The sequence below is a fragment of the Sphingomonas sp. CFBP 13603 genome (genome assembly GCF_014892665.1).
Lineage (GTDB): Bacteria > Pseudomonadota > Alphaproteobacteria > Sphingomonadales > Sphingomonadaceae > Sphingomonas.
This window is the reverse complement of record NZ_JADBIA010000014.1, coordinates 36,199-52,949: the sequence shown is the minus strand read 5'-3', so window position 1 is coordinate 52,949 and position 16,751 is coordinate 36,199. Positions and strand designations below refer to the sequence as shown.

The window sequence follows — 16,751 nt, the reverse complement described above, 5'->3', positions numbered from 1 at the left end:
GTAGCCATCATGGACCAGTGTTTCCGGTGCATGGGCAAGACGTGAAGCTGCGGCAGGATAAGTCGGTCACGGTCAGCTCCACATTGCTCCGGCATACCGTTCGAGATGGGGACAGAGTTCCCGCGCGTCGTACTGAGCCAGTCGCCGGATCCAACTCGGACTTGGGTCGTCTGTATACCGCCCGCCGTTGCCGGCCGTTTTCTCAAGGAAATTTCATGAACGACGTGGACATACGGCATCTGCAACGGTGCGTTGAGTTGGCGACAGAAGCGGTCGACGCGGGAGATCAACCGTTCGGCTCGATCCTTGTATCGCGAGACGGAACCGTATTGTTCGAGGACCGAAACCGGACGGGCGGTGGCGACGCCACGCGTCATCCCGAGTTCGCGATCGCGCGCTGGTCGGCCGAACACCTGACGCCCGAGGAGCGGCGACATGCTGTCGTCTACACCTCCGGCGAACATTGCGCGATGTGTGCAGCGGCGCATGGGCTCGTCGGGTTGGGCCGTATCGTCTACGCGACGTCCACGTCACAGCTCAGTCACTGGATGCAGGAGCTGGGCAAGCCCTCGCTCGGGATCGCCCTGCTGCGCATCATCGACGTGGTGCCGGATGCGGACGTGGCTGGCCCGGTGCCCGACTTTGCCGACGAGGTCCGAGCACTCCACGCACGTGCCGTCAGCTAGTGTGATACAGGCGGTCAGACCGCGAGGCCATGCGCCTCGACATGGGCGGCGATGTCGCCGGCGGTCGTCCACCAGATACGGGGATCGTCCGCTTCCCGAAGCTCCGTCAGGACGCGGGCAAGTGCCGGAACGCGGTGTGCCTGCCCCATGATGAAGGGGTGGAGCGCGATACCAAGGACGAGCGGCCGCCGGTCGCATTCGGACAACAGTTGTTCCACGCCTGCGCGTATCATTGCCGCAAACGTCTCTGCCTCTTGGTGGCGCTCGATGATCGCGGGGAGGTCGTTAATTTCCTGAGAGTAAGGAACGGAGAGAAGCCCGCCATATTTGGTCGAGAGTCGGGTGGGTTGATCGTCGTGCGCCCAATCGAGCACGTAACGGTAGCCGTTCTTGGCAAGCAGATCCGGCGTGTGTTTGCTTTCTGAAATCCAAGGCCCCAACCAGCCAGACGGTCGTATACCGAGCGTCGCTAACCTCTCGGTAACGTCTGTGATCAAGCTATCCTCGCGCAGGCCGAACATGTTCCCCTGCGCCTTCGCATTGCTGCTGCCGTGAGCCGCAATCTCGTCGCCACGATCGCGGCATGCCTCTGCCAAGCCGGGGCAACGATCGAGCACGTCGGCGTTGAGCAGTGCGGTGGTCCGCAGCTTCAACCGATCAAAGAGATCGAAAAGCCGCCATGCTCCCACGCGATTGCCATAGTCGCGCCATGCGTAGTTCATCACGTCAGGTTCGGTCTGAGACGGCGCTAACTTTGGCCCCAAACCGCCACCGAAGTCGAAGACCTCATAATTTACGCCGACATAGATAGCGAGGCGACGTCCACCCGGCCAGTCGTAGTCCGGCCGGTTTGTGATGGGGCGGTATTCATAGCGGGCATGGTTCAAATTGCTCATGACGGCGCAACGCACGGACAAGCGAATGGCGTCACCGCGATCTCACGAAACGTCTATTTTCGGGCACCGATGCTCTCAAACCGGTAACTTTTAGGGCTGAGTTCCCCCGCAGGGTCAGGGCCGGATACCCTTCGCCTTGCTGTCATGAATATCAATATTGACGCCGAACCATTTTATGATCTTTCCGTTCTCGTCGCGCAGCGGCACGGCATGAACGTGCATCCAGCGGTAGTTTCCGTCCTGTCCTTTAAGGCGGTATTCTGCGTCTACCGCTTGCTGATCCTGAACGGTATTACGCCATTGTGTAACCGTCGCTATCCGATCTTCAGGGTGGATTGCAGTCAGCCATCCATAGCCTTTCCAATCGTCGTAACTCTGACCGGTGTAAAACCGCCAACTAGGGCTGTCGATTTCAATTAAGCCGTCTGGCGCGCTTTCCCAGGTTGCCCTGACAATGCCTTCGGCGAGAAGTCGAGCACGCGTTTCTTCATCGAAAGGCGCATCGCTATCGAAGAAACCCCATGCCCGAGCATCGCCCATGTCAGGCCTCCTCGGGTGTTCGGCTATGCCGACTGTGCACATTGTTGGTCGGGCAAAAGAGAGGGTATTTGGAGGTTTCTAGTATTAACTCCCGTTCAATGCGCAACCTCATCCCCTCGGGGCCGTATACTTGCCAAGTTACCACGGCTTAGAGCCGTGACCTTTCGGTCGAATAACGCCGCTGTCCCTTGCAAGCTGTGACAGGTGCTCAGCTGCTCGCAGGTGTATAGCCCTCACTTCCTCGATCGGGGACAAAACCGCCGCAACAATGTGCTTCGACATCTCAATATGAGGATCATTTAGAAACGGCGATTGAGACATGCACTACCCCTCCTGTCGCTTATTATCGCCGAAGCCAGCCACGTTTATAACAACGCAGCAGTGACAGGTTCGGCCCGCAAGTCCGGCTAAATACTAGACTCTTGTCGGCCCTCAGATGGGCCGGATCACTGGCAGAGCTTCGCTTCACTATCGGTCGGCGATTGCTGGCTCAGGCGGGCGCTAGGCTTTGGAACGCCGCGAGAAGAGCCTGTTCGTTGATCGGTTTGTCGAGAAAAATCATTGATGGCCGACTTACATGGCATGCTTCGCGCGTGCCGGTCACGAAGATCACGGGCGTCGGCCCATGCTCCAAGATGATGGCTTCCACCGCGGCAGGGCCGGTACCGGCTGAGAGATTGACGTCGGACATGATGATGGAGGGAGGCCTCAATCTCGCGGCATCGATTGCCTCATCTTGCGAGGCAGCCTGATCAAAGGATGTCCCGCCAGCCCGCTCGATCAGCTGGATGATGTGATCAGCGATGAGGAAATCATCCTCGATGACGAGCACATGGCACATATGACAGATCCCGATAAGCTGAGCTCTTAACCAATGTGGTCACGCAATGGGCCCGCCACGGGGTTAACAAATGTCAGACAAGGTCGAAAGCTTAGATCGGCGCTTCGATTGCGAAGCGAACACCTTCCGGCAGATATTGGATTTCCGCCTTGCCGCGGATGTGGCGTGACAGGACGCGCTCAATCATTCGCGTACCAAATCCAACACGTGTTGGCATAGCAACGATAGGTCCATCCTGCTCCGCCCAGGAGAAGGTAAGCCGGCGTTCCGTTGCATTGCCGTTCAGGTCCCAGCGTATGGTCACCTGCCCCTCCGGTACCGAGAGCGCTCCATATTTGATCGCATTGGTCGCCAGCTCGTGCAGCGCCATCGACAACGCAAGTGTCACTTCCGGGGTCAGCCGTATCGTCGGGCCGACAGCGGAAAACCGTCGACCGTTGCTGTCCATGAACGGCGCCAACACCCGCTCGACGATCTCACCGATTGCCGCGCCTTCGATCTCATCCTTGAGCAGAAGTTCGTGCGCAGACGCGAGGCTAGCGATGCGGCCCGACACCGCATCCCGAGCCTCACCAAGAGACGCCGCATCGCGTAGCGTCTGGCTGACAACGGCACTTACTGTAGCAAGCGTGTTCTTCACGCGATGCGTCAGTTCATGTGCCAGAACCGACCGTTGCTCCTCGGCAAATTTGCGCGCTGAAACATTGCTCGAAAAGCCCGAAACCGCCAACGGTGTGCCATCCGCGCGACGCTGCAGCGAGCCTTGGGAATGGATCCAGCGTTGCTCGCCTTCAGGCGTTAGAATGCGGTATTCGACGTTATACCGTGTGCCATGTTCGATAGCGCTGTTCAGCGAGGTCGTGAGGAGGTCTCGATCCTCTGGATGAACGCATGCCAGCATACCTGCCATCGACAACTTTTCGCCGACAGGCCGGCCAAAGTTCGTCAGGCAACTTGGCGAGTAGGTGAGCCGCCATTCTGGCAGGTCGATGGTCCAAGTGCCCAGTCCGCCGGCATCGAGCGCAAGTGCCAGGCGGGCCTCTCGTTCGGCTAGCGCAACTTCCCGCTTCGCAAGCTCGGCACTCAGCGTGTCGCGGTCGCGTTCCAACTGCAACAGCCCGTGCCGCTCGAGTGTGACATCGAGCTGAGATGCCACGAAGTAGCGTAGGCTGCCAGTCGCGTCATGCACGGGCGCGACCATGAGGCGGTTCCAGAACGGCGTGCCATCACGACGGTGATTCAGGAGGTCGATATCGATCGGCTCGCGGCGAGCGATCGCGTCCTTCATGCGTCGGACGTCGGCCTGATCGGTCAGCGGTCCCTGCATAAAACGGCAATTCCGGCCAACGACCTCGACCGCCGAGAACCCCGTCAGAGCCTCGAACGCACGATTGACGTAAACCAGCGGGTTATCTGGTAGCGTTGGATCGCTGACGACCATCGGCGTAATGCAATGATCGAACGCCGCAACGAAGGGGTCATGCTCGTTGAGGCGGGACGCAAATGCGTCGACAGCCTCGCGTACGACACCTGTGGCATCGTGCGGTCGAATAGGCGAAGGTGGGAGTGGCTGACGGTCCAAAGCGGGAACGTCCTAGCGGTAAGACGTTGATGGATCAACGTAATCGAAATTATGTATAACTTCTGTCATCTGTCGTCCCACCTCGTGAGGCCATACGATTGTCGCTTATCACCCGAAATCAGGGACTGGTCTGGGACCAATCTGCGGCAAACGCGGGCGCAGCAATGAAGCTCGCTGGCTGCGGGGATACGGGCGGCGGATCGCAGACACCCTCTTCGATGTAGCGCATTGCGGACATCAGACCATTCCGGGAGAAGGGCTTGGGTATGATGCCATGGCCACCGGCAAAATCGGCTGGAATCTTGAGCGGGTTTGCAGTGACGAAGACGACTATCGCGCCCGCCCATCGCTTCCTGATCAATGCACAGACATCCAGGCCGCTGGTGCCTTTCGCAAGCTGTATGTCGACAAAAGCCAGGTCCGGGTGGAGATCGCCTGCTAGGTCTTCAACTTCATAGAGAGACGCGGCCTCGCCGACGACACGGTGACCGGCGTCTTCGATCATCGCTTCAATATCCATCGCTAAAAGAGCTTCGTCCTCGACGATCAGCACATTCAACGGCGGTTGGGCGCGTATATTCATTAATCGTCCACCGGGAATGAGAGAGATACCCGAACACCGGGGGCGGCGTCGGACCACACGACGTCGGCCCTGACTTGCTTGGCGAGGCGGGAGATAAGCATTTTGCCAATGCCGTCCGGCTGAACATCATTGCTGGCTAGCCCATGCCCGTCATCGGTAATTTCGATCAGGGCATTATTGCCTTCTAGGGCGGTGCGGACGGAAATCGTACCGGCTCGCCCGTCGGCAAATGCATGCTTAATGGCGTTGGTCGCTATCTCGTTTAGGATCAACCCAAGCGACGCCGCCTTACTGGACGGCACCTCTATTTGCGAAATGTTCGAAACCAGCTTGATGTCGTCGCGTCGGCTGGCACCAACGACGTCGCTGATCAGATTTTCGGTAAACGCCCCGACATCGAACCGGGTGACGTCGTCCGACTGATAAAGGCGGCGATGCACTGTCGCCAGCGCATCAACCCGTTCGAGCATGGTTTCAAGTTTTGATGAAACGGCCGGGTCTGATATGCTACGCGCCTGCAAACGCAGAAGTGAACCGATCATCGTAAGGTTGTTCTTTACGCGATGGTCGACTTCGTGAAGCAGTAGAGTTTTTGCATCTAACGCGGCCTCGAGGTCTGACGTGCGCGCCTCGACTTCCTGTTCGACCAATAACTTTTGCTTTGAAATTATAGTCTGCGCCTTGACGCGGTCAGTAACGTCAAGCTGGGAGGCGAAGAAGAATACAACCTTGCCGGCGTCATTGCGTACAGGACTCAGGTACAACGCGTTCCAGAACGCAGATCCATCTTTTCGATAGTTTAGAAGGTCCACGGCAATGTCGGTCTGGGCGTCGATTGCCTGACGCACCTTAGCCACCTGCTCTCGGTCGGTGTCGGGACCCTGCAGGAAGCGGCAGTTACGGCCGATGATTTCACTTCGGTCGTAGCCCGACAGCGTTTGAAAGGCTTCGTTGCAGAAGACGATCGGGTTATCGGTCTGCGCGGGGTCCGTAATGACCATAGGCATTCGGGTAGCCCGAACAGCCGCGGCAAAAGGGTCCGCTCGTCCGTGCTCGTAATCGAGCGCTTCCGTCAGATGCCAATCGTCCCGCTGCTTCATCACGCCTCCGTGGAGCGTGCCGACCAGCCGAACTCCGTGCCGGGACTAAATCGTTTTGATCGTTTTCCGTTCCGTTGAGAGGTCGACTTCGTCTCACTGAGGCATGACCATTGGGCGGCATGGTTTGTCCGTACAAAGCCTTTTGGGTTCGAAAATCGGCGACGCGTGTGCAGGCTGGAAGCTGAACGACCGAAATTAGAGCATGGCGACCGGCGCTGTTTTCATAAGTGATCTTCTTGGCGTCGCGCACTAGCTCGGGGCGGCACGGCAGGGCAAATGGCTGGATTTTCGCCGGTGGGGCGCGAAGCAGTCAACCCCGGCAGCGAACGTCCTCTTTCCTCCCATCGTGTTACTCGCGAGCGGAAAGCCTGGCTTCAAGATCGGTTATATCGTGAAGCTGAACCAGCGTCAGAAGGCAAGACGTCGGTCGGCTTCGCTCGCATCGAACCTCCCTTTTAGAATTAGCCCATCGCGATCATTGGCGAGGCGGGTGCTCTCTTCGAATTATTGCGCTATCGCGCGTCGCCCGCATGCTGGTAGTAGCCGATCGAACACGACGGCGACGGAAAGCTCCACGGCATTGACGGTCAAAAGGCGGCATATCGCCATCATCGCGCCGCCAACGGCGGGCCACATCAATCCGCTGGCAGCATTGGGAACATCGCTCGTCGAAACGGGACATAGGGTCACGATAGTCCACTTGACCGACGTTGAGTCACTGGTGCCCGACTGCGGCGTCGGGTTTGCGGCGTTTGATCACCCCGCGGACGGGCAAGGCTTGCTGGCAGAGTATTATCGCAAGCTGGCGCAGCCATCGGGGCCGGTCGGACTAACCCGCATGATCCGCGGTACCGCATCGATGACTGAACTGCTTCTGAAGGCTCTCCCGACGGCGCTGTCGAGGCTGGGGGTCGATGCGATCGTCGCCGACTCGGTCGAGCCAGCCGGACCACTGGTGGCACGACATCTCCGACTGCCCTTCGTAACGGCCGTTACCGGATTGCCCTTGCTCAGGGAGCCGACGGTGCCGCCACCCTTTCTCGGCTGGGCGTATCGTCCCGATGCGGTGGGGCGGAATCGCAACAATGGCGGGTACGCAGTCAGTGACCTGTTGATGCGGCCGATCACGACGATGGTGGCGACGTATGCACGGCGTTGGGGGCTCGATCCCGACCCCCGATATCAATGGTCCAAACGATTGCAGATCGCGCAATGCCCCGAAGGCCTGGACTTTCCGCGCTTAGCCTTGCCGAAGAGCTTTCGATACGGTGGGCCATGGCGACGGGACGAGCTCGAGGAAAACCTGCCGGACGACGACGGTCGACCGCTCATATTCTGCTCGCTGGGGTCGTTGCAGGGCGCGCGCCGATCGCTGTTCGCGGCGATGACGGCGGCCTGTTCCGCGGTGGGTGCCCGTGCGGTGGTGGCGCATGGCGGCGGGCTGAGCGACCGCGAAGCCCACTCACTACCGGGAAACCCGTTGGTGAGGGCATTCTGGTCGCAGACCCGCATCCTGCCCCAATGTTCTGCCGCGATCCTGCATGGCGGGTTCAATACGGTGCTGGACGCGCTCGCGGCGGGTGTTCCGATCGTCGCCGTGCCGCTGGCGTTCGAACAACCGGCGACGGCGGCGCGTCTGAAGCGAATCGGGGCTGCACGCGTCGTCTCTGCTGCCGACGCAGGCAAGGGAGGTCTCGAACCGGCGTTGCGGCTGGTGTTGCGCAATCCGGAATACCGTCGTGCGGCACAGAGTATGGCGACGGATATGGCGGCTGCAGGCGGCGCGGCCGAAGCGGCGGCGATGGTCGACGCGGCGCTCGGCCGTGAGACCGATGTCAGGCCGGCAGGGCTGAGTCCACCTGATGGGAAGGCTGCCTTTGCCGCGTGAGGTGGCGCGCAGCAAGGAGGGCAGGCGGTGCGAGGACAAGCCCCACGATGACGTCCATCCCATAGTGACCGCCGAAGATCGGCGTCGCGACGATCGTCAATATGGCCCACGCCCGGCCCGGTAGGGCAACCCGCGGCATCGCACCGAATGCCCAGATGAAAATGGCGGCGAGCGTCGCGTGGAAACTGGGAAAGGTGACGATCCCCATAAGCATGGAGAGGTCGAGCACGCGTTGGGATCCGTCGCGAAGCCCGGATATCAGCCCTTGTTCCAGCCAGGCTATCGATGGCCAGAGATGCGCGTAGCGGGATGGATCGAACAGGTTGCCCATCGCCGGGGTAAGGCCTGAGATCAATATGGTGACGAAACCGGATAGGATCGCCGCACAGACCATTATCCTCAGCGTGTCGAATTTTCCCATGCCGCTCAACGCAACGATAACGACGATCATCTGCAAGGTGAGGCTGTGATACGCCAATCCGAGTAGCCAGATTGCTGGAGGGTATGTGTCCAGCAAGGCGAGCATTACCGGCCAGTTAAAGCCAACTGCACGGTCAGCGGCGGCCAACCGCACGTCCCATAATTGTCCGGCATTCGCCGCCAATGCATACGCCAGCACTACGCCTAGCAGCGTAAAGAGCGTCATCTGAAGGAACGCGGTCGCGCCAGCCGCAAGCCGCGGTCGCATGGTATACCTACCGATCGTCATCGCGCTGCCGAGCGCCATCAATGATGCGATCGCGGGGGCCGCGCGGATCGGATCCACCGAGAAGCGGTGATGATATTGGGCGGCGAGAAAACTCCCCAGCATGGCTGCAATCAACAGCCAGGAGGGAGTATCCCGATGGTCGGCGCGTGAGACTCGGGCGATCATCGCGGTCAAACGCGGCTTGTCACCCTCCGGTGCCAGGGTGATGGCACTTTACCGGACATCTTGTCGCGAATGCTCGTTACAGCGTTCTGCAAACGGCGACGACAAAACGCCGGCCGCAGCCGTCACCAACCCGAGATTTTGTGGCGGGGCGCCCTCGCATCGAACGCCGGTAACCGTTATGTACGCATCATGTTGAATTCGTTGCACCCGGCCATCGTCATTTCGTGTGATCGAGCAAAGTGACCTGGTTCGAAAAACTCGCGATCGTCGTCTTCATGGTGTTGTTCATGGAGTGCTTCGCGTGGGCGGCGCATCGCTACGTCATGCACGGCTGGGGCTGGGGCTGGCACAAGTCGCATCACGAAGATCATGACGGTTGGTTCGAAAAGAACGACCTCTACGCAATCGTGTTCGCGATCGTGCCGATCGTGTTGTTCGTCGTCGGGCTTTGGTGGGAACCGCTGTGGTGGGCAGCGCTTGGCATCACGGTGTACGGCGGCATCTACGCCTTCGTGCACGACATGCTCGTGCATCAGCGCGGCGGCTTTCGCTGGATACCCAAGCAGGGGTATTTCAAGCGCCTGTTGCAAGCGCACCGCCTGCACCACGCGGTCGAGGGCAAGGACGGAACCGTCAGCCACGGCTTCCTGTTCGCGCGTAAGCCGTCGGTGTTGAAAGCGCAGTTGCGCGCGAACGCCGATCCGCAGCGGCGTGCGGTACGTCCCGATAAAGCCGGAAACCTCGTCTCGGCAGACGCGAAGAGGTGAGCGGGACGGTTCGCCAATCGGAAGCCCTGAAGCACCAGACGCGTGTCGGCGTGTCGCTGTCAGCCGCGATTGTCGTGGCGTGGCTGGCGATCCACGTAACCGGTATCTTCTTCTGGCGGTGGAGCGCGGATACAATCGTGTTGGCCATCGTGATGGTCACCGTCCAGACTTGGCTGAGTACCGGACTGTTCATCGTCGCGCATGATTCGATGCACGGTGCGCTGGCACCCAATCGGCCGCGCCTGAACCGCGCGATCGGTGCGACCTGCCTGTCGCTCTATGCCTGCCTGTCCTATGCATCACTGTTGCCGCAGCATCATCTGCATCACAAGGAAACCGGGAGGGCGGGGGATCCCGATTTTCACGGTGGCGATCCAAGTCTCGGCGGCTGGTTCCTGCAGTTCTTCAAGACCTATTATTCGCACGGGCAGATCATCAGGATCACCGTGGTCGCGCTGATCTATACGCTGCTGCTCGGGGCACCGCTCGTCAACATTGTCATATTTTGGGCTCTACCAGCCTTGGGTGCGGTGGCCCAGTTGTTCGTGTTCGGGACGTGGTTGCCGCACCGGGAACGCGAAACTCCCTTTGCCGATTCGCACCGCGCACACAGCATCGATGTGGGTCCGATCCTGTCGCTGCTGACCTGCTTTCACTTCGGCGGTTATCATCACGAGCATCATCTCTCGCCGGGAACGCCGTGGTGGGGGCTTCCGTCGCGTCGCCGTGCTCTTGCCGGCGAGCCGACGATCGCAGAGTCGTGAAGGATCAAGCATGACGCTCGCCATCACCCTCTCCGCCGTCGCGATGACCGTCATCGTCGGTGTCCGCTATTTACTCGTCTCGGGCGCGTTCGCGTGGATTACGGTCCGCAAGCATCCGGGGCTGTACCTCGGGCTGGACCCGCAGGTCCGTCGCGAGATTATCTGGAGCCTAGCGTCTGCAGCGCTCTACGGGATCCCGGCCGGCGTGGTCGCGTGGGGATGGCAGCACCATGGCTGGACGCAGGTGTACTCCGACATCCACGCCTATCCGCTCTGGTACCTGCCGGTTTCGGTCTTCCTGTATCTGCTGCTGCACGATGCATGGTTCTACTGGACGCACCGCTGGATGCATCGTCCCAAACCGTTCAAGCTGGCGCACGCGCTGCATCATGCCAGCCGTCCGCCGACGGCATGGGCTGCGATGGCGTTTCACCCGATCGAGGCCTTGACCGGCGCGGTGGTCATTCCATTGCTGGTGTTCTTCGTTCCGATCCATATCGCCGGTCTTGGGATCGTACTGACGATCATGACGGTGATGGGGGTCACGAACCACATGGGATGGGAGATCTTCCCGCGGTTCATGTGGACCGGGCCGCTGGGAGCATGGCTGATCACGGCCAGCCATCACCAGCGGCACCACGAACTCTATGGCTGCAACTACGGCCTGTATTTCCGACATTGGGACCGGTTTTGCCACACCGATCGCGGCGTTGGCGATTTCGCGCGAGAGCACGCCCGCGCCGCGCGTCGGGCCGAAGTGGTGAATTCCTAACAGCGTCGATGAATGAAGCACCCGTTCGTTGATCAGTTGATCGGTACGTCGCCGGTGACCGCGATCACCGCACCGGTAATGTAGCTTCCCTCCTGCGACGCAAGGAGGACACAGGCCAGAGCAAGCTCGGTTCGGATGTCGGCGCCTTAACGCGCGTAAGCAATGGCGATGGCATTGCCAATGCCAGAATCATCACCGGTGATCAGCGCGACCTTAACCTTCAACAGGCTCCTGCCGACATAGCTTTCCTCGCCGTGGTAGGGTTTGATCTTCATGTTTGCGACAAGCCCCGGGCGCGGCTGCTGCGGTTCGCCGGAAAAACTCGTCGGGAGGGGCTGGTGCGCGGATCACCGGCCCTGGAAAGCGTCCTGTTGTTCGGGTCGCTGAAGGAACGGTCCCTCGATCGTTAAGTCCCGCCATCATAAAAGTCCGTTGCCGATGACTTATCTGTCGTCGAGGCCGATGCAATCAGCGGATATCGGCGCGGCGGGTGGGGGCGTGAAAGTCCGCGGGCTTGTCGGCGATCCAGCGTAGAAAGCGACTGATGTCCGGGCGCGCTTTCAAGACATCGAGATCAGCAAACGTCGTCGCAAGATCCTGATTCGAGACACTGGCATGGATGATCCGATGACAGATCGGATGAACCGGGATGACCTCCGTACCACCCCGGCTTTTCGGAATACGGTGATGCCATTCCACCTTTCGTCCCAAGGACCGCTCGCACAGGCCACATCGCCCGAGGTCTTCGACAGCGATCGTCCGCGCCTCCGCCTCCAACAATCCTGCCATCCGCTTCACACGTCCGCCCATCATTCGAATATGGTGTAGCGTGGGGAAAAGAACACGAGGTACAAAGGCTTATCAGAGCAAGCGTGAGATGCTTCGCTGGAGCACGGTCGACCAGAAGTAAGCGAAGCCCCGGGCCTTATGCCGCAGTCGGAACCAGTAGAACCGCTTGATACCGGCATGCGTGGCGACGGGCCGTGTCCAGTCGAAGCGAACGGCAAGAATATCCTCGACGATGGCGCGAAGCGCGCGTCGGTCAGAGACAAGATACTTGGCGTACAGAGCGCCGTCGCCAAAGCTGTAGCCCGCCAGCAATCGTGTCTCGTCGTCGATATGGCGGCGCCCGTGATGATGATCGACGACCATCAGCGGGTCGTAAAGCACCGCAACGCCGAGCCCTGCTGCACGAAACAGGAAATCCGTATCCTCAGCAGACACGAATGGCGCGCCGGCCCCGAACCGTTCGTCGAAGCATCCCGTCAACCGCAGGACATCCGCGGTGAACGCCAGATTTGCCCCCATGATGAACCCGCCCGGAAACCCGCGCGACGGCGCGACCATGGGGTGGTCTTCGAGCTTGATCGTGACGGGGAGATCGGCAGGGTTGCCGAGCAGGATACGGCCGCCGATGATCGCCGGCCCGCTGGCCCTTTCGAATGCGGCACAGACGGCGGCAAAATAGTCTTGATGCAGGACGCAGTCGTCGTCCGTCATCGCGATGATGCGTCCGGTGCAGTGCGCCAGCCCAGCATTGCGCGCGCGGGCGAGTCCGGGATGCGGTTCGTGGGCGAGGTGGACAGGGAAAGCCTGCCCTGCTTGCCACTGCGCCAGTCGCTGCGGCGTGCTGTCGACCGAGCCATTGTCGACCAGGACGACCTCCACGGTCGTGTTTCTGGCATACGTTGCCGCGCGCTCCACGGACTCTAGCGTCGCCACCAGCGACCCGGCGCGATTACGCGTGCAGACGAGCAGGCTGACGTCGATGGCGGCAGTCACCGCACGCCGACGAGTTGCTTGGCAAGAACCATGGCGTGCTCGATCGTCGAGGCCCTCGTCACGATTGCGTCCGGGGCAGGCCAAGCGTCGAGATATGCGGCGATCTTGCCGTAGTCATTGTCGAGAACGACGTGCGAAATGCCGAGCAGGTCGGCGAGGATGTGACCGTGGAGTCGGTCCGTCACGACGACCCGGCCTTGGGCGAGCAACCGCAGTCCACGGTCGAAGCGTGCCACGGCTTGGGCTTCGCGTGCTTTGGCGTCGCCGCCGACCGGTAGATCGACGTCATCCTCGAGCCAATCTACGACGGTCGCTGGATCGGCCGTCGGTATCGCATAGCCTTGCCGTTCGTCGTCGGTACGCATCAGCATGAGCACGTCGCATTGCGCCACGTCGCGCGACTGCTCGCCGAGGGCATATGCCGAGTCCGGCGCAAGGTGCGACGGGCAAGCCAGATACTTGCGTGCGAAGCTCAGGCTGCGCGTATCGCGGACGTACAGGACGAAGTCGGGATGCTCGGCGACGAGCGCAGCGAACCGATCTACCTCCGACGGCACGCGAAAATGGATCGACTGCGGTAGCTGCACGACCGGTCGATCGCGGACCTTTGCCAGGATGTCCTCGCGGAATCGCTGGTGATGCGGCCAGATGTCGCCGAGGTTGCCGCCGCCGTGCAGGAACAGCACGCCGTCGGGGCAGGCGCTACGAAAGGCATGGAGATCGAAATCGTGCCAGGTCGAAACGTAACACGGATCGCGCCCTGTTATCGCCCGCAGCATGGCGAGTTCACCGAGCCAGATCGCGCTGTCTCCGACGTTCGCATGGTCCGGAAAGTCGACCAGTGCATAGCGAGAACCAAGCGCGACACGCGTCCGGTATAACGCGGTAAGTAGCGCGCGCTGCTCTCCCAGATGGTCGCTGGCCGTCATGCGCGCCGCCCTTGTTCGTGACCGACCACGTCACGGTACAGGTCCTCGCATCGACCGAGCCACCGATCACGGGTAAAGGCCGTCTTGACCCGCTCGCGTTGCGGAGCGCGGGGACGTTGGACAGCCGCCGCGATCGCATCGGCGAGCGCCGGAACATCACCGGGCGGCGCGAAACACCCTGCCTCGCCGATAATTTCTCGCAGCGCGCCTCGGTCAAAAGCCGCTACCGGCAGACCGCATGCCATCGCCTCGACCGCGACCAAGCCGAATGGTTCGTCCCAGCACGGCGTGAACACGAACACCGACGCACGCCCCATCTCCGATGCCAGTGCCGCTGCATTTAGATGTCCGCCATATCGGATGCTGCCATCCAGCAGCGGCGCGACGTCGGCGTCCCAATAGGCGCGATCCTCGATCGGTCCGAACAGCGTGAGCGGAACGCCGGCTATTCGGGCCGCCTGCGCTGCCAGATGGGGCGCCTTATCGGGCGTCATCCTTCCGCACCAGACCGCGCTGCCATTGCCTTCCGTGACGAACGGCCACGCGTCGGGGTCGATACCGTTGTGGAGTACCGAGGCTTCGCGTGGCGGACCGTCCGGCCACCAGGCGGCAAGCTGGTGGGCCGAGGTCGCGGTCAGGCGGTTGGTCGGCGTGACGCTGGCATGCACGAACCAGCGCAGCGCGTCGTAGGGCGGGACGTGCAACGAGGTGACGGTCGGGACCGCAGCGGTCCGCGCCGGCTCGAGCGGGAATCGATGCAGGCTATTGTTATGCACTACATCGAAGTTCCCGGCAGCGATCCGGTCGCAGGCCGCAGCATAGCCGTCGTCGAGGTGCGCGATCAGCGGCGCGAAGCCGCGGTGCTCGGAGCCCGGAAAGGTGCGTTCGTAATGCTCCGGGATCACGGCATCGATTGTGAAGCGCGGATCGCTGTCACCGGAGGCGAACAGTACCACGTCATGACCACGCGCCTGGAGACCCGCTGCCAGATGCCAGCATTGCGATTCCATCCCGCCAGCAAAGGGTTGGGCGATCGGCTGGCGGACATGGCAGAGGACCGCGATCCTCATTCGGCCGCCGCGGCTCTCTCGCTTGCGGCCAGCCGGTCTTCGAGCAGGCGGATGACGGTCGCGGTATTGGCATAGGGCTGATGGCTCTGCTGGCCGGTCAGCGCGAGATCGGCAGCATCCGGGCGCCGCAGGATGCGGATCGGCCGACCCGGGGTGGGGTCGATCAGGCCCATCAGGCGGAAGGCCTGGAGCCAGTGGCCCATCGTCCGATAGCCCCATTTGGTCTCGAACAGCTCGGCATTGCGCACGACGCTGTCGAGGTGATGCACCGGCGGCATGTGATGCGGATGATATTGGTGATAGGCCAGACCGCCCTTGATCCACGCGATCGCAACGCCGGTCTCGTCGAGCGCCTTGCCGAAGTCAGTATCCTCGCCGCCATAGCCGACATAGCGCTCATCGAAGCCGCCGAGACCTAGGAACGTCGTCCGCCGCATCGCGAAGTTGAGCGACCAGAAACAACGATAGTCGGTGCAGATCTCGATACCCTGGGGCGGGGGACCGCGACGGTCCGAATGCTTCACCGCGATCTCGGCGAACCGGTCATACTGCCAGTCGCCGTCGGTCGCCCCGCCCGGCAGGTAAAGGACCTCGCCCATCAACAGCCCGTCGAACGTGTCGAGGAACCCGGCATAATCGGCGATCAGCGTGGGCGTCGGGATGCAGTCCATGTCGAGAAAGACGATGACATCGCCGGTCGCCGCGCGCGCCGCGACGTTACGTGCGGAGGCGAGGGGAAGGGCGTCGGCGACGACCTGCATCTGGCGGATCGGGAATGGCGTCTCGGGGAGGTCGTACAGCTCGTCCTGCATCACCGCGACGATCAGTTCGGTCGGCATCTGCGTTTGCCGCATCAGCCCGCGGACGACGTTGACGAGATGGTCTGGACGCCCCTTGCCCAGGGTAACGACGGAAACTTCGGTCATGATGATGGCTCTGCTTGGAATTGGGGACGCGCGGCGGCGGTGGCCGGTCGATCAGAACGCTTGGAGGGGGTAGAAACGTTCCTCGGCGATCCGTTCGGTCCGCTCGGTCATTGCTTCGACTCCACCGAACTGGAAGCCGAGTTGCGACGTGTACGCGGCACAGGCGGCGATCCGCCGCGCGCGTGTCTTTGGCGTTAGGTGTTCGATCACCGCGGGCATGGCGGCAACGCGGTCTTCGCGATCGGCATAAGGCCAGTCTTCCCATAGCAACACGGTGTGATCGGCACAGGATCGCCGGATCGCCTCCAGAACGACGTAATGGTCGACATGGTTGCCGAGGCACAATGGCCCGAGGAGGAGATCCGGCCGTTCCGCCACGAGAAGCTCAGCCAGCGCCGCCGCTACATCGTCGACGATCCCGTCGTCGGGCAGCCGTGCCGCGAACAGCATCTTTGCCGATGTGTACCCGCGGTGCGGCGCCTCCAGAAACGGCAGATGGATCGCGTGCGCACCAAGCGCTTCGCATGCTGCGTGATCCTCGGCGCGGCGCAGCGCCATATAGTCGACGTCGGTGCCCAGGCCCTTGTCGAGCTGGCACGCGAGCGCGAACCCGGTCGGCTGCGCGACGTTGCCGGTGAAGCAGGTGGCGACGGTGACGTCCCAGCCCTGATCTACGCGCGACGCCAGCAACCCGCCGGCGGAAAAGGCGGCATCGTCCAGATGCGGCGATATCGCGAGCAACTTCATCGAT

The 16,751-nt window shown here is 61.4% G+C and carries 19 protein-coding genes; 5 read left to right on the top strand and 14 right to left on the bottom strand.

The window, feature by feature from the left end; translation table 11 throughout:
• Positions 1-215 precede the first annotated feature (215 nt).
• Positions 216-686 carry a nucleoside deaminase gene (locus IFR23_RS17620; RefSeq protein ID WP_192976995.1) on the top strand — a complete coding sequence of 157 codons (471 nt, stop codon included), beginning with the start codon at positions 216-218 and terminating at the stop codon, positions 684-686.
• Between the two features lie 14 nt (positions 687-700).
• Here IFR23_RS17620 and IFR23_RS17615 read toward each other — a convergent pair whose 3' ends face one another.
• The 6 genes from IFR23_RS17615 to IFR23_RS17590 form a co-directional block, all read right to left on the bottom strand.
• Positions 701-1,582, bottom strand: coding sequence for a polysaccharide deacetylase family protein (locus IFR23_RS17615; RefSeq protein ID WP_192976994.1), 882 nt, complete (start codon positions 1,580-1,582; stop codon positions 701-703).
• 114 nt (positions 1,583-1,696) lie between these two features.
• Positions 1,697-2,122: a PAS domain-containing protein gene (locus tag IFR23_RS17610; RefSeq protein WP_192239283.1), complete on the bottom strand. Its 426-nt coding sequence runs from the start codon at positions 2,120-2,122 to the stop codon at positions 1,697-1,699.
• Positions 2,123-2,612: 490 nt separating this feature from the next.
• Positions 2,613-2,963: a response regulator gene (locus IFR23_RS17605; protein WP_192976993.1), complete on the bottom strand. Its 351-nt coding sequence runs from the start codon at positions 2,961-2,963 to the stop codon at positions 2,613-2,615.
• A 91-nt stretch (positions 2,964-3,054) separates the two neighbouring features.
• Positions 3,055-4,404 (bottom strand): HWE histidine kinase domain-containing protein, encoded by a 1,350-nt coding sequence (locus tag IFR23_RS17600; RefSeq protein WP_244655766.1) that lies wholly within the window; start codon positions 4,402-4,404, stop codon positions 3,055-3,057.
• 259 nt (positions 4,405-4,663) lie between these two features.
• Positions 4,664-5,128, bottom strand: a complete 465-nt coding sequence (locus IFR23_RS17595) for a response regulator (RefSeq protein WP_192976991.1) — start codon at positions 5,126-5,128, stop codon at positions 4,664-4,666.
• On the bottom strand, positions 5,128-6,228 hold the full coding sequence (locus tag IFR23_RS17590) for a histidine kinase dimerization/phosphoacceptor domain -containing protein (RefSeq protein WP_132898241.1): 1,101 nt from the start codon (positions 6,226-6,228) through the stop codon (positions 5,128-5,130). Before IFR23_RS17590 ends, IFR23_RS17595 begins: the two co-directional genes overlap by 1 nt.
• Before the next feature lie 391 nt (positions 6,229-6,619).
• On the opposite strand from IFR23_RS17590, the gene IFR23_RS17585 reads away from it, so the two are divergent.
• Positions 6,620-8,116 carry a glycosyltransferase gene (locus IFR23_RS17585; protein ID WP_342344999.1) on the top strand — a complete coding sequence of 499 codons (1,497 nt, stop codon included), beginning with the start codon at positions 6,620-6,622 and terminating at the stop codon, positions 8,114-8,116.
• Here IFR23_RS17585 and IFR23_RS17580 read toward each other — a convergent pair.
• Positions 8,064-8,990 (bottom strand): phosphatase PAP2 family protein, encoded by a 927-nt coding sequence (locus tag IFR23_RS17580; RefSeq protein ID WP_244655777.1) that lies wholly within the window; start codon positions 8,988-8,990, stop codon positions 8,064-8,066. The two genes, IFR23_RS17585 and IFR23_RS17580, sit on opposite strands and share 53 nt — an antisense overlap.
• Before the next feature lie 239 nt (positions 8,991-9,229).
• Between IFR23_RS17580 and IFR23_RS17575 the strand changes: the two genes are divergently transcribed.
• From IFR23_RS17575 to IFR23_RS17565, 3 genes are read left to right on the top strand one after another with little or no spacing between them, the layout of a single operon-like run.
• Entirely contained in the window at positions 9,230-9,757 is a 528-nt protein-coding gene (locus tag IFR23_RS17575; RefSeq protein WP_192976989.1) for a sterol desaturase family protein, read from the top strand.
• A complete protein-coding gene (locus IFR23_RS17570) occupies positions 9,754-10,521 on the top strand; it encodes a fatty acid desaturase (RefSeq protein WP_342344998.1) in 768 nt (255 codons plus the stop codon). Before IFR23_RS17575 ends, IFR23_RS17570 begins: the two co-directional genes overlap by 4 nt.
• A gap of 10 nt (positions 10,522-10,531) precedes the next feature.
• Positions 10,532-11,293: a sterol desaturase family protein gene (locus tag IFR23_RS17565; protein ID WP_192976988.1), complete on the top strand. Its 762-nt coding sequence runs from the start codon at positions 10,532-10,534 to the stop codon at positions 11,291-11,293.
• A gap of 146 nt (positions 11,294-11,439) precedes the next feature.
• Here IFR23_RS17565 and IFR23_RS17560 read toward each other — a convergent pair whose 3' ends face one another.
• From IFR23_RS17560 to IFR23_RS17530, 7 genes are all read right to left on the bottom strand, one after another.
• A complete protein-coding gene (locus tag IFR23_RS17560; RefSeq protein WP_446740925.1) occupies positions 11,440-11,568 on the bottom strand; it encodes a hypothetical protein in 129 nt (42 codons plus the stop codon).
• Between the two features lie 193 nt (positions 11,569-11,761).
• Complete coding sequence (locus tag IFR23_RS17555; RefSeq protein WP_192977032.1) at positions 11,762-12,082, bottom strand: HNH endonuclease; 321 nt, start codon at positions 12,080-12,082, stop codon at positions 11,762-11,764.
• A gap of 72 nt (positions 12,083-12,154) precedes the next feature.
• Positions 12,155-13,159, bottom strand: coding sequence for a glycosyltransferase family 2 protein (locus tag IFR23_RS17550; RefSeq protein ID WP_197978527.1), 1,005 nt, complete (start codon positions 13,157-13,159; stop codon positions 12,155-12,157).
• Complete coding sequence (locus tag IFR23_RS17545; RefSeq protein ID WP_192976987.1) at positions 13,072-14,004, bottom strand: polysaccharide pyruvyl transferase family protein; 933 nt, start codon at positions 14,002-14,004, stop codon at positions 13,072-13,074. The genes IFR23_RS17550 and IFR23_RS17545 overlap by 88 nt, the downstream gene beginning before the upstream one ends.
• Positions 14,001-15,074, bottom strand: coding sequence for a glycosyltransferase (locus IFR23_RS17540; RefSeq protein WP_192976986.1), 1,074 nt, complete (start codon positions 15,072-15,074; stop codon positions 14,001-14,003). Before IFR23_RS17540 ends, IFR23_RS17545 begins: the two co-directional genes overlap by 4 nt.
• Positions 15,071-16,000, bottom strand: a complete 930-nt coding sequence (locus IFR23_RS17535) for a galactosyltransferase-related protein (RefSeq protein WP_192976985.1) — start codon at positions 15,998-16,000, stop codon at positions 15,071-15,073. Before IFR23_RS17535 ends, IFR23_RS17540 begins: the two co-directional genes overlap by 4 nt.
• Before the next feature lie 51 nt (positions 16,001-16,051).
• Complete coding sequence (locus IFR23_RS17530) at positions 16,052-16,747, bottom strand: PIG-L deacetylase family protein (RefSeq protein ID WP_192976984.1); 696 nt, start codon at positions 16,745-16,747, stop codon at positions 16,052-16,054.
• Positions 16,748-16,751 lie beyond the last annotated feature (4 nt).

Excerpts from the sequence above, each read along its gene's own strand:
- IFR23_RS17620 (WP_192976995.1), top strand. The coding sequence starts at position 216 with ATGAACGACGTGGACATACGGCATCTGCAACGGTGCGTTGAGTTGGCG.
- IFR23_RS17615 (WP_192976994.1), bottom strand. The coding sequence starts at position 1,582 with ATGAGCAATTTGAACCATGCCCGCTATGAATACCGCCCCATCACAAAC.
- IFR23_RS17610 (WP_192239283.1), bottom strand. The coding sequence starts at position 2,122 with ATGGGCGATGCTCGGGCATGGGGTTTCTTCGATAGCGATGCGCCTTTC.
- IFR23_RS17605 (WP_192976993.1), bottom strand. The coding sequence starts at position 2,963 with ATGTGCCATGTGCTCGTCATCGAGGATGATTTCCTCATCGCTGATCAC.
- IFR23_RS17600 (WP_244655766.1), bottom strand. The coding sequence starts at position 4,404 with ATGGTCGTCAGCGATCCAACGCTACCAGATAACCCGCTGGTTTACGTC.
- IFR23_RS17595 (WP_192976991.1), bottom strand. The coding sequence starts at position 5,128 with ATGAATATACGCGCCCAACCGCCGTTGAATGTGCTGATCGTCGAGGAC.
- IFR23_RS17590 (WP_132898241.1), bottom strand. The coding sequence starts at position 6,228 with ATGAAGCAGCGGGACGATTGGCATCTGACGGAAGCGCTCGATTACGAG.
- IFR23_RS17580 (WP_244655777.1), bottom strand. The coding sequence starts at position 8,990 with ATGATCGCCCGAGTCTCACGCGCCGACCATCGGGATACTCCCTCCTGG.
- IFR23_RS17565 (WP_192976988.1), top strand. The coding sequence starts at position 10,532 with ATGACGCTCGCCATCACCCTCTCCGCCGTCGCGATGACCGTCATCGTC.
- IFR23_RS17560 (WP_446740925.1), bottom strand. The coding sequence starts at position 11,568 with ATGAAGATCAAACCCTACCACGGCGAGGAAAGCTATGTCGGCAGGAGC.
- IFR23_RS17555 (WP_192977032.1), bottom strand. The coding sequence starts at position 12,082 with ATGGCAGGATTGTTGGAGGCGGAGGCGCGGACGATCGCTGTCGAAGAC.
- IFR23_RS17545 (WP_192976987.1), bottom strand. The coding sequence starts at position 14,004 with ATGACGGCCAGCGACCATCTGGGAGAGCAGCGCGCGCTACTTACCGCG.
- IFR23_RS17540 (WP_192976986.1), bottom strand. The coding sequence starts at position 15,074 with ATGAGGATCGCGGTCCTCTGCCATGTCCGCCAGCCGATCGCCCAACCC.
- IFR23_RS17535 (WP_192976985.1), bottom strand. The coding sequence starts at position 16,000 with ATGACCGAAGTTTCCGTCGTTACCCTGGGCAAGGGGCGTCCAGACCAT.
- IFR23_RS17530 (WP_192976984.1), bottom strand. The coding sequence starts at position 16,747 with ATGAAGTTGCTCGCGATATCGCCGCATCTGGACGATGCCGCCTTTTCC.